Annotated in this window: 9 protein-coding genes and 1 pseudogene; all 10 read right to left on the minus strand. The window is 75.9% G+C overall.

The window, feature by feature from the left end; genetic code table 11:
• Positions 1–25 precede the first annotated feature (25 nt).
• Entirely contained in the window at positions 26–1588 is a 1563-nt protein-coding gene (locus ACQP17_RS00465) for an ABC transporter ATP-binding protein (protein ID WP_433854357.1), read from the minus strand.
• Positions 1585–2466, minus strand: a complete 882-nt coding sequence (locus ACQP17_RS00470; protein ID WP_433854358.1) for an ABC transporter permease subunit — start codon at positions 2464–2466, stop codon at positions 1585–1587. The genes ACQP17_RS00465 and ACQP17_RS00470 overlap by 4 nt, the downstream gene beginning before the upstream one ends.
• Complete coding sequence (locus ACQP17_RS00475) at positions 2463–3416, minus strand: ABC transporter permease (protein WP_433854359.1); 954 nt, start codon at positions 3414–3416, stop codon at positions 2463–2465. The genes ACQP17_RS00470 and ACQP17_RS00475 overlap by 4 nt, the downstream gene beginning before the upstream one ends.
• A complete protein-coding gene (locus ACQP17_RS00480; protein WP_433854360.1) occupies positions 3413–4993 on the minus strand; it encodes an ABC transporter substrate-binding protein in 1581 nt (526 codons plus the stop codon). The genes ACQP17_RS00475 and ACQP17_RS00480 overlap by 4 nt, the downstream gene beginning before the upstream one ends.
• A gap of 55 nt (positions 4994–5048) precedes the next feature.
• Positions 5049–5825, minus strand: coding sequence for a class I SAM-dependent DNA methyltransferase (locus ACQP17_RS00485; protein WP_433859799.1), 777 nt, complete (start codon positions 5823–5825; stop codon positions 5049–5051).
• 96 nt (positions 5826–5921) lie between these two features.
• A pseudogene (locus ACQP17_RS00490) lies at positions 5922–7157 on the minus strand (MFS transporter); the annotation flags it as partial.
• Complete coding sequence (locus tag ACQP17_RS00495; RefSeq protein ID WP_433854361.1) at positions 7154–8245, minus strand: dipeptide epimerase; 1092 nt, start codon at positions 8243–8245, stop codon at positions 7154–7156. The pseudogene ACQP17_RS00490 and the gene ACQP17_RS00495, both read right to left, overlap by 4 nt.
• Positions 8242–9402, minus strand: coding sequence for a PLP-dependent cysteine synthase family protein (locus ACQP17_RS00500; protein WP_433854362.1), 1161 nt, complete (start codon positions 9400–9402; stop codon positions 8242–8244). The genes ACQP17_RS00495 and ACQP17_RS00500 overlap by 4 nt, the downstream gene beginning before the upstream one ends.
• On the minus strand, positions 9399–10265 hold the full coding sequence (locus tag ACQP17_RS00505) for a Rossmann-like domain-containing protein (protein ID WP_433854363.1): 867 nt from the start codon (positions 10263–10265) through the stop codon (positions 9399–9401). Before ACQP17_RS00505 ends, ACQP17_RS00500 begins: the two co-directional genes overlap by 4 nt.
• Positions 10262–11518 carry an ATP-grasp domain-containing protein gene (locus ACQP17_RS00510; RefSeq protein WP_433854364.1) on the minus strand — a complete coding sequence of 419 codons (1257 nt, stop codon included), beginning with the start codon at positions 11516–11518 and terminating at the stop codon, positions 10262–10264. The genes ACQP17_RS00505 and ACQP17_RS00510 overlap by 4 nt, the downstream gene beginning before the upstream one ends.
• Positions 11519–11662: the final 144 nt, after the last annotated feature.

Here is an 11662-nt window from a genome sequence, read left to right on the forward strand (position 1 = left end):
GGCAGTGCCCGGGCGCGCGGGTGCGCTACCGGTGCGGGTGGGGGCCGTCCGAGGACGGCTGCGGGGCGGGTCCGGGCACCTGCAGCAGTCCGGCGGTGAGGGCGTGCCGGGGTGCGGTGCGCAGCCGGGCGGCCGGGCCCTGTTCGACGACCCGGCCGGCGTCGAGCACGGCGAGGGTGGTGGCGAGGGCGGCGGTGTCGCGTTCGTGGGTGATGAGGACAAGGCACAGGTCCGGGTCGGCGCGCAGCAGACCTTCCAGGAGGGTGAGCAGGCTGCGCCGGGTGACGGGGTCCAGGCCGGAGGTGATCTCGTCGCAGATCAGGACCCGGGGGCGGGCCAGCAGCGCGCGGGCCAGGGCGGCGCGTTGCAGCTCGCCACCGGACAGCTGGTCCGGGGTGCGGCATACGAGGTCGTCGGTGAGGCCGAGGGAGCGCAGGGTGCGGACGGCTTCGGCCGTGGCCTCGGCGCGGGGGATGCGGCGCAGTCGGACGGCGCCGCGGGACACCTGGTCGAGGATCGCGCGGTGGGCGTCGAAGGAGGCGCGGGCGTCCTGGAAGACGTACTGGACCGCGGCGAGTTGGGCGCGGGTGCGATCGCGCAGGCTGCGCGGCAGGGCGGTGCCGTCGAGCCGGAGCTGTCCGTCGTGGGTCCGGTGGAGTCCGGCCAGGCAGCGGCCGAGGGTGGTCTTGCCGCTGCCGGAGCGGCCCACGACGGCCAGGCAGCCGGGGGTGAGCCGGAGTTCGGGGACATGCAGGACGCGGGTCGTGCCGTGGCGGGCGGACAGGCCCCGCACGTGCAGGGTCGGGTCCGGGGCGGGAAGGGCAGGGAAGATGTCGGCTGCGGCGGGGGCGAACGGGGTGTGGAGGGCGCGGGTGCGGGGGTGCTGCGGGGCGTGTCGGAGCAGCTCGGGCGGGCCGGATTCGACGAGGCGTCCGGCGTGCAGGACATGGACCTCGTCGGCCAGCGTGCGGACGAGGTCCAGGTCGTGGCTCAGCAGCAGGACGGCGATGCCCTGCCGGGCCACGGCGGCCAGTTGGCCGGCGATCTCCCGTTTCGTCAGCGCGTCCTGACCGGTGGTCGGTTCGTCCGCGACGATCGTCGTGGCACCGGCCAACAGGGCCTGGGCGAGGACCACCCGCTGCTGCTGGCCGCCGGAGAGCTGGTGGGGATAGCGGCGCAACAGGGCTGCGCCGTCGGGCAGTTGGGCGCGGTCGAGTGCGTGCAGCACCCGCCGGCGGACGGCGGCGCGGCGGTCGCGGCGCGGCAGGTGAGGTACCTGGGCGCGGGCGAGGTCCCGGAGGAGCGCGGCCACCGGCCGGGCGGGGTTGAGGGCGGTGGCGGGGTGCTGGGGGACGTAGCCGACGGGGGTGTCGGGGACGGAGACCTCGCCGGTGACCGTGGCGCCGGGCGGGTACGCGTGGAGCAGTGCGCGTCCGGTGGTGGTCTTGCCGCTGCCGGAGGCGCCGATGAGTGCGGTGATCCGGCCGGGTGCCAGCCGCAGGCTCACCCCGTCGACGAGGGCGCGGCCGCCGACCTCGACCCGCAGATCCCGGATGCGGGCGGTCTCGTGGGCGGTGTGCACGGTCACGGCTTGTCCTTCTCGTGGTGTCTCGGGGCGGCGGAGGTGGCGTCGGCGGGCGGGTGTGCGGGGGCGGGCGGTTGCTTCCGGCCCGGTCCGGGGCGGGGCGGGCGCCCGGTGAGGGCGGCGTCGCAGAGCAGGTTGGTGCCCATGGTCAGCGCGACGATCAGCAGGGCGGGCAGGGCGACGGCCCAGGGCTGCACGAACATGCCGGTGCGGTTGCGGTCGACCATCACCGCCCAGTCGGCGGCGTCCGGTGCGGCGCCGACGCCGAGGAAGGCGGCCGTGGCGACCAGGTAGAGCACCCCGGTCAGCCGCATCCCGGCGTCGGCCGCCAGGGTGCGCAGTGCCGCGCGGCCCACGCAGTCCAGGGCCGTGCGTGCCCAGGATTCCCCCTGCATGCGCAGCGCCTCGACCACGGGACGGGAGGCCGCCTCGGCGGCGGCGGCCCGGACGGCCCGGGTGGCATCGGGGACGGTGACCAGGGCCACCAGCAGCGTGATGCCCGCGGCGCCGGGCCGGACGACCGCCGCCACCAGCAGGACGAGCAGCAGCGACGGCACCGCGAGCAGCACGTCCAGCGGCCGCGTCAACAGCTCGTCCAGCCACCGGCGGTGGGTCAGCGCGCCGCACAGGCCCAGCGGCAGAGCCACCGCGTAGGCCAGCGCCGTCGCCGCGAGCGCGGCCAGGACCACCGGGCGGCCGCCGAGCAGCACCTGCCGCCAGACGTCCCGGCCGACGAAGTCGGTGCCGACGCCGTGCCCGCCGCCGGTGGTGAACGAGGCGGCGCGCGGTCCGGGCTCCCCCGCGAACAGCGGGCCGAGCAGGGCCAGCAGCAGGGGTACGGCGAGGAGGAGCAGGGCAAGGGCCCAGCGCCGCCGCCTCACGCCGCCACCCCGGCCCGTGGTGTGCAGCGGTGCATGACGGTGTCCGCGGCGAGGTTGAGGACGATGCCGGTGACGGCGAACACGACCGCCAGTCCTTGCAGGACGGGGACATCGCGCTCCGCCACGGCGTTCACCAGGACGGTGCCCAGTCCGGGGATCACGAAGAGGGCCTCCACGACGATGACTCCGCACAGCAGCCAGTCGACGGTGCGGGCGAGCTGCTGGGCGGCGGGGGCCAGGGCGTTGGGCAGGGCGTGGGCGTAGCGGAGGCGGGCGCCGGGGATGCCGTAGCGGCGGGCGTGGGCGATGTGGGGTGCGGCCAGCGCGTCGATCATCCCGGCGCGCACCAGGCGGGCCAGGGAGCACACGGGGCGGGAGAGCAGCACCAGCACGGGGAGCACCAGCACCGCGGGGTGGGCCGTCAGCTCGTCGCCGTGACCGACGGCGGTCGGCGGCAGCCACCCGAGCTGGAGGGCGACGACCGTCACCAGCAGCACCCCGAGGGCGAATTCCGGTATGGCGTAGACGGCCAGGGTCACGCCGCTGATGAGGCGGTCCGTGAGCCGTCCTTCGTGCCGGGCGGCCAGGACGCCGAGGCCGCCGGCGAGGGGGACGAGCAGCAGCAGGGTGAGGGTGGCCAGCAGCAGGGTCGGGCCGAAGCCGTCGGCGAGGTAGGAGCTGACCGGGCGGCCGGAGACCAAGGAGCTGCCGAGGTCGCCGTGCAGCAGCCCGGCCGCCCACTCCCCGAGGCGTACGACGGCCGGCCGGTCCAGGTGCATGGTCTCGCGCAGGGCCGCGATCCGTGCGGGGTCGGGCTGGTCGCCGGCGAGCGCCACCGCGGCGTCGCCGGGCAGCGCCTCGGTCAGGGCGAAGACGAGCAGCACGACGGCGACGGTCTGTCCGGCGCCGAGCAGCAGCCGCCGGACCAGCCAGGGCCGCAGACCGGTCATGCGAGCCACACCTTGTCGAAGCGGGCCCAGTCGAGGGTGTTGGCGGGGGCCCGGCGGTCCACGCCGTGCACGGTGCGGGCGGTGCCCAGGATCCAGTCGGCGAAGCCCCAGACCAGGAAGCCGCCCTCGGCGTGCAGGCGGCGCTGCATCCGCGCGTAGACGGCGGCCCGGTCCTCGGTGTTCCGGGTGGACTGGGCCTGCCGGTAGAGCGCGTCGAAGTCCTTGTGCCGCCACTGGGTGGCGTTGGTGGTGGAGGCGCTCAGCAGCCGCTGGGAGAAGTGCGATTCGAGGGGCATCGCGCCGGAGCGGTAGCAGCACAGGGTCCCGGAGTCGAGGGTGTCCTGCCAGTAGCTGTCCTTGCTGCCCATCGCCACCTTCACCCGCACTCCGGCCCGGGCCGCCTGGTCGCGGAAGACGGCGGCGGACTCGGTGAATCCGGCGGCGACGGCCGAGGTGTCCAGGGTGACGCGCAGTCCGTCGGCGCCCGCCCGCTTGAGCAGGTGCCGGGCCCGGTCGGGGTCGGAGCGGCGCTGCGGCAGGCCGTCCGCGTAGTACTCATAGCCCTTGCCGAACAGGTCGTTGCCGATCTCGCCGGCGCCGGAGAGCGCTCCGGCGACCAGTTCCTCGCGGTCGGCGAGCAGGAAGAAGGCCTCGCGTACCCGCCGGTCGTCGAACGGCGGACGGTCGGTCTTCATGGCGAAGGACTGCATCGTGCTGTTGCGCAGCCGGACGATCTCGATCTGCCCCCTGCCCTCGTGGGCGCGGGCGGTCGTCGGGGTGAGTTCGTGGGCGTATTCGACCTGGCCGCCGAGGAGGGCGTTGAGCCGCGCGGACTCCTCGTTGGCGACGAGGAACTCCAGTTGCTCCAGGTGGGCCGGGCCGTCCCAGTAGTCCTCGTGGCGCTTGAAGACGGCGGACCGGCCGGGGGTGAAGGACACGAAGCGGAAGGGGCCGCTGCCGACGGGTGCGGTGAAGTCCTTGGTGCCGTCGGGGACGACGTAGGTGCCGAAAGCGGCGAGCAGGTTGGGGAATTCGGCGGTGGGGCGCTTGAGGACGAATTCGACGGTCCGCTCGTCGACGGCCCGGCTGGCGGTGAGGTCGAGGGGCTCCAGCGAGGCCTTGGCGCGGAAGGCCTGCCGGGGATCGGCGATGCGCCGGTAGCTGTAGAGCACGTCCCGGGCGGTGACCGGCTTGCCGTGGTGGAAGGCCGCCTTGCGCAGGCGCACCGTCCAGCGGTCGAGTCCGGCGTTCGGCTCCCAGGACGCGGCGAGCCGGGGCCGGGCGGAGAGGTCGGCGCCGAAGTCGGCGAGCTTGTCGAACAGGGCCTTGGCGCGGGCGACATCGGCGAACAGGTTGGCCCGGTGCGGGTCGAGGGTCTCGTCGGCGCCGCCGCCGGCGAAGGCGGCGCGCAGGGTGCCGCCGCGCCGGGGCCGGCCGCCCGCGGCGTCACCGGAGGCGGCGGGGCCGGTGCATCCGGGGAGGGCGAGCGCGCCGAGGCCGGTGGCGGCCCCGGCGGCGAGGAAGCCGCGGCGGCGCAGACCGGGGAAGCGGGAGTCGGGAACGGGGCCGTCGTGCATGGCGGTGTCCTTGGTGTGGGCGGGCGGACGCGGGGACGGGGTCAGTCGGTGGGGGTCAGCCGGTGGGGGTCAGCCGGGCGACGAGGTGCAGCCGGTCACCGTCGGCGGAGGTGCCCGGGGCGGTGCCCTCCTGCCAGGCGGGCTCCGTGCGCGGGCCGGGTCCGTCGTGCAGTTCGAGGACCTGGAAGCCGTGTGCGGTGAGGGCGCGGCGCAGTTCCTGCGGGAAGAGCAACCGCCAGGCGGAGGCCTGCTCGTGGGGCGGGGAGCCGTCGTCGGCGCTCCAGCGGCGGGTGCGGCGCAGGAGCTGAGCCGTGCGGTCGAGGGACAGGGTGGTGGTGGAGGTGTAGGCGGTGCCCTGCCAGGTGAAGTCGTGGACGGCCGGGGTGTCGAGCAGTTCCGTGCGGCCGAGGAAGAAGGCGCCGTTGCGCATTTCGGCGACGAGCAGCCCGCCGGGCGCCAGGCCGCGCCGGCAGGAGGCGAGGAGGCCGTCGAGTTCGGTGTCGGTGTGGCAGTAGAGCAGGGCGCTGTCCAGGCAGACGACGGCGTCGAAGGGCGCCCCGGGCAGGTCGAAACCGCGCAGGTCGGCCCGCACGTACTCCGGGCCGGGGTGGTGGGTGCGGGCGTACGTCAGCATCGCGGTGGAGAGGTCGGCGCCGACCACCCGGCGGCCGGCCCGGTGCAGTCGGGCGGCGTCGCGGCCGGTGCCGCAGCCGAGGTCCAGGACGCGGCGGCCCCCGCGGTGGCGGCGCAGGCAGTCCTCGGCCCAGCGGCCGGCGAGCCGTTCGGCGTCGGGAAAGCGCGCCTCGTACAGCTCCGGGTTGTCGGTGAGCAGGTTGGCGGTGTGCGCGGGGGCCTTGCCGGGGCCCGTCGCCCCGTCCGGCGCGGGCGGCTCGGGCCCCGGCTCCGGCCCCGGCTCCGGCTCCCCCGTCGTCCGTCCCGGCAGGGCGCGCAGCCGGTGCAGCCAGCCGACGCCGGCCGCGGAGAGCAGCCCGAAGACCAGACAGCACGCCCACGGCAGCCATGGCGTCCGGGTCCCCGCGCCGGTGTCCATGGCCCAGCCGACGACGGTGTTGCCCGCCGCCGCGGCGATCCCGGAGACGACGTAGAACACCCCGAAGTAGGTGCCGGTCAGGCCGGTGCGGCCGAAGGCCGGGATCAGCTCCATCACGAACGGCTGGGCGATCATGACACCCAGGTAGAGCAGCAGCGCGCCGGCCAGTACCGGAAGGGCTCGCAGCACGGTGGCTCCCGCGCTGCCGGGCGGCGCCTCCAGCCCGGCCACGGCCATCGGCGGGACGAAGGCCAGGCCCATCAGCCCCAGCCCGGCGGCGATCCACCGCGTCCGCTCGCCGCGTTCCTTGAGCGCGCGGGTCAGGCGCATCTGGAGTGCGAGGTTGGCGAGGGTGCCGACGAGGAAGACCAGGCCGGCCGCGCCGTCCCAGCCGGTGGCCCGCCGCGCGCCGTCGGGCAGCAGCAGGTACAGCTGGTTCTGCAGGGTGAACATGCCGACCATGGCCAGCGCGAAGGCCAGGAAGGCGCGGTTGCCGAGGACTTCGCGCCAGTCGGCGAGCACCCCGCCCGCCGCCGGGGGCACCTCGCAGGGCGGCAGCACCAGGGCCTGGGCGAGGGTCAGCAGGGCGAAGAGCGCGGCCGCGGTCAGCGCGGCGATGCGGAAGTCGACGAGCAGCAGGGCGCTGCCGAGCAGCGGGCCGACCAGGGCGCCGGTGGTGGCGAACACGTTGAAGAGGGCGAAGGCCTCGGCCTGCCGGCTGCCCGCGCGCTGGGCGAGGTAGGCGCGCACGGCGGGGTTGAACAGGGCGCCGGCCAGCCCGCTGAGGACGGACGCGGCGAGCAGCACGGCCAGGCCGTCGCCGAGCGCGAACAGCCCGAAGCCGACGGTCCGCAGCGCGCAGCCGGCGATGATGACGCCGCGGGCGCCCAGCCGGTCGGCCGCCGAGCCGCCGATGAGGAACAGTCCCTGCTGGCTGAGGTTGCGGACGCCGAGGACGATGCCGACGAGTGCGGCGGACATCCCCAGGTCCTCTCCCAGGTGTACCGCGAGGTAGGGAATGAGCAGGTAGAAGCCGGTGTTGACGCCGAACTGGTTGATCAGCAGCAGCCGGACGGCGAGCGGAAAGCGGCGCAGCTCGTGCCAGGCGTTCACCGCGGTGCCTCCGCTTCGTGGTGCACGGGTGCCCGGTGCGGGCGGGGGCGGCGGACCGGGCGGACACCGAGGCCCGGCAGCCGGCCGGCGCGTACGGTGCCGTCCGTGCCGCCGATGCCGGTCCACGGGTCGTGGGCGAGCAGCAGATGGCCGTCGAGATCGGCCCAACGGGCCCGGTCGGCGAGGTGGACGGCGGGCGCGAGGCCGAGGGAACTGGCGGTCAGGCAGCCGAGCATCAGCGCGGTGCCGCTGCCGGCGAGCAGCTCGGCGATGCGCAACGCCGCGGTGACGCCGCCGCACTTGGCGAGCTTGACGTTGATGCCGTGCACCCGTCCGGCCAGCCGCCGGGCGTCCTCCTCGCCGGCCGCGTCCTCGTCGGCGATGACGGGCAGCGGTGAGCGGGCGGCGAGCGAGGCCAGCGCCTCGGGGTCGCCCGGGGCGAGCGGCTGCTCGACGGCCTCGACCCCGAGGCCCGCGTAACGGGGCAGCAGGGCATCGGCCTGGGCGGGGGTCCAGGCGCCGTTGGGGTCGAGCAGCAGCCGGGCGTGCGGGGCGGCGTTGCGGATCGCCAGGACCCGGTCGAGGTCGTCCTCGGGGTCGGGCAGGCCGACCTTGACCTTGAGGACGGTGAACCCCTGGCGGGCCAGCCGGGCGGCCTGTTCGGCCCCCGCGCGGGGTGCGCCGATGCCGAGGGTGCGGGCGGTGGTGGCGCTGGGCGCGGCGAGGGTGCCGAGCAGCTGGTGCAGGGGGCGGCCGGCGCGCTTGCCGACGAGGTCGAGCAGGGCGGACTCCACGGCCGCGGTCACCGCCGGCGGGGTGCCGGGCGCGGGCAGTGCACCGGCCCGCAGGGCGTCGAGCGCGGTCTCGGGGGTGCGGAAGCGGGCGAGGACGTCGGCGGCGTCGGCCAGCAGCCGGCGGATGGTGCCGGCGTCCAGGCCGTAGTAGGCACTGCTGACGGCCTCGCCGTAGCCGCGGTGTCCGCGGTGCTCGACGGCGAGCCAGACGGCGTCGCGGGCGGCCATCGTGGCGCGGGAGATCCGCAGGGGCTGGGCGAGGGCGAGTCGTACGGTGCGGTGGCGGACCTTCACGGGGTGTCTTTCCGGGGGGTTCGGCGGGCGGGAGGGTGCGGGGCGGCGGTGGGTTGGGGCGGCGGGCGCCGGCCGGCGGGGGCGGGCGGGCCGTCGGCCGGGGCGAGCGGGTCGGTGACGGTGCGGCAGCGGGTCCAGCCGGTCGCCTCGGCGGCCCGCGGGTGCGGGATCTCGACGGGGCGGGTGGCGGCGCGGTCGAGGTCCAGGCCGTGGGCGGTGGTGAAGTCGTCGTCGAAGACGCTGTGGAGGTAGCGCTGCGGGCCGTCGGGGAAGACCGTGGCGACCACGGCTCCGGGGTGGACGCGGGCGGCCCAGGCGGCGACGAGGGCGGCCGCTCCGGTGCTCCAGCCGCCGCTGACGAAGTTGCCGGCGGCCAGCCGGCGGCAGGCGTCGGCGGATTCGGCGGGGCCGACCCAGTGCACCTCGTCGAACGAGTCATAGGCGACGTTGCGCGGGTGGATGCTGCTGCCGAGACCGCGCATCAGCCGGCTCCTGGCGGGCTGGCCGAAGATGGTCGAGCCGGTGGCGTCCACGCCGATCAGCCGCAGGCGCGGCCAGTGCCTTCGCAGCGGGCCGATGACGCCCGCGCTGTGGCCGCCGGTGCCGACGCTGCACACCAGGATGTCGAGGTGCTCCAGTGCGGCGGCCAGCTCGGCGGCGAGGGAGGCGTAACCGGCCACGTTGTCGGGGTTGTTGTACTGGTCGGGCCAGTATGCGCCGGGCAGCTCGGTCAGCAGCCGGCGCAGCCGCGCCAGCCGGGCCGCCTGCCAGCCGCCCTCGGCCGCCGGCCGGTCGACGAGTTCTAGGCGGACGCCGTAGGTCCGCAGCAGGCGCCGCATCGACGGCTCCAGCTCGGTGTCGCCGACCAGCACGACGGGGTGGCCCAGCGCCTGGCCGGCGAAGGCCAGCCCGATGCCGAGGGTGCCGGAGGTGGACTCCACCACGGGGGCGCCGGGCGGTAGTTCACCGCGTTCCCGGGCGCCGAGCAGCATGGCCACCGCGGCGCGTGCCTTCATGCCGCCCGCGCCGAGCCCTTCGAGCTTGGCCCAGAAGCCGGGGTGGGGGCAGGGCAGGCCGGTGGTGACGCGGGCGAGCGGGGTGCGGCCGAGCAGGCCGAGCAGTTCCCGGTTGCCGGTGGGCAGGAGGGCCGTGGTCACCGGGCGGCTCCGGGTGCCCGGTGACGGTAGCGGTGGATGCTGCCGGGCCCGCCGTCGAGCCAGAAGAACGGGTAGGGCTCGGCGCATACGGCGCTGACCCCGGAGCCGAGGAAGCGCGGCAGCACCGCGCTCCCGGTCTGCGCGAACATCACCAGCGGCGTGCCGTGCCGCAGTGCCGCTTCCCGCAGCGGCTCGAAGCTGCCGTTGCCCAGGGTCATCCCGGAGGCGAGGACCGCGTCGCAGTGCGCCAGCTCGGCGAGCGCCTCGGTGCGGACGGTCTCGCCCCACTCCGTGGTGCCCCCCTTGAGGTCGCAGGGCACGTACGAGTGGCCGCGGGTGCGCAGCGCCTCCAGCAGCGAGTTGACCACTCCGACCACCAGCACCCGGGCGCCGGGCGGGGCGTCGAGCAGTCCGGTGACGGCCCGGGCCCGGGCCCGCGACCTGCGCAGGGAGGACCCGGCCGGCAGCGACCAGGGCCGCGCGCCGTTGGCGGGGGTGTGCGGCAGCGCCTGCGCGAGATACGCGTCCAGGGCGGCGACCCGCACCGGGCGCAGCGGGTGTGCCAGGAGGCCGGCGATGTCGGCGCCCACGCAGTCCTCGACGGCGGCGTCCGGCAGCGCGCCGGGCTCGACGGCACAGGAGCCGACCGCCGCGCCCAGCCGCAGGCTGAGCACCTCGTTGCGGTAGCCGCCGGCGCGGCCTTCGTGGCGTACGGCCTGGCGGGTGCTGAAGGCCACGGCGACGTGCCGGGTGCGCGGGTCGGGGCCGAACTCCCCGTCGAGGACGCGGGCCACCAGGTCGTCGTACGAGGCGGCCGGGGCCGGGGTGGTGCGGGCGGGGGTGCGGGTGAGGGCCGGGGTCATCGGGTCACCACCCGCGGGCGCAGTCCGGACAGCAGGGCCTCGACCCGCCGTCGGGCGCCCGGTCCGTCGGCGTCGCCGGCCATGACGTGTCCCAGGTACGCGTTGTTGCTGCCGGCCTCCCTGACGGTGTGGCCGGGCTCGGCGAGGTGGAGTTCGAGCAGGTCCGGCGCCTGCCGTACGGCGTCGTCGCCGTCGATCCCCTCCAGCACGCCCGCGGTGGGCGGTACGAGGAAGCCGATCGCGGCGCTGGACAGCCCGGTGTCCCGGGTCCGCAGGTCGGGCCGCCGGCCCAGGGCCAGGTCCACCGCGGCGGCGGCGAGGTCGATGCCGCCGACGTGGCGCACGAGTTCGGTGATGCGGTTGCCTGCGGGCCGCGGGTTGACCTCGACCAGCCGCGGCCCGTCGGGCGTCAGCTTGATCTCGGTGTGGGCCACGACGCCGTCGAGACCGAGCGCCGCGAGCGCCCGGCAGGCGGTCTCCCCGGCCGCTGCCGCGTCCTCGGCGCAGAGCGCGGCGGGGAACATGTGGCCGGTCTCGATGAAGGCCGGCGCGCCGCCGACGCTCTTGTCGGTCACCCCGACGACCTGGGTGCGGCCCTCGAACGTCACGGTCTCGACGCTCACTTCGGGACCGTGCAGCAGCTCTTCGAGGAGGAGGACGGGGGTCCGGCGCTGGCCACGCGCGTTGACGGGGAAGTCCTCCAGCGCGCGGCAGGCGCGGACCAGCTCGGCTTCGTCGTCGATGCGCCGGACGAACATGCCGGCGCACAGGTCGACGGGCTTGAGCACCAGCGGGTATCCGATCGAGGCCGCCGCGGCGGCGGCCTCGGAGCGGTCCGCGCAGCGGGCGAAGCGCGGGCCGGGCAGCCCGGCGGCGGCGAGGAGTTGCCGGGTGGTGTCCTTGCGGCAGGCGTGCTCGACCGCGCCGGGCGGGGGCCCGGGCAGGTGCAGGCGGTCCGCTATCCGCGCGGCCGTCGGGAGGTAGTAGTCGCAGGACGTGAGCACCCCGTCGAAGCCGAGGGCGGGGTGCAGGCGCTCGACGTACGGCAGCAGGGTGTCGGGGTCGTTGGTGTCGGCGGTCAGTACGTGGCGGGCGCCGAGCAGCGGGTGGGCGGTGCCCTCGGGCGCGGTGCGCAGGTAGTGGTGCAGGTCGCGGGTGAGGAAGGTGAACTCGTGTCCGGCCTCCCGGATCGCGCGCGGGAGCAGTCTGCTCATCGCGCCGACCCAGCTTTCGACCATCAGCAGATGAGCCACGGTGTCCCTTCGTCGCGGGTGGTGTGCGGGCGTGGTGGTGGCGATAGCCCGGGGGGCGGAGCCCGGGTGGGGTCCGACGGGCTTGACCGAGCCACACTGTAAACGATAATCATTTTCAACACCACTCCCCATCACACTCACCCC

This window comes from Streptomyces kronopolitis (genome assembly GCF_050953795.1).
GTDB lineage: Bacteria > Actinomycetota > Actinomycetes > Streptomycetales > Streptomycetaceae > Streptomyces > Streptomyces kronopolitis_A.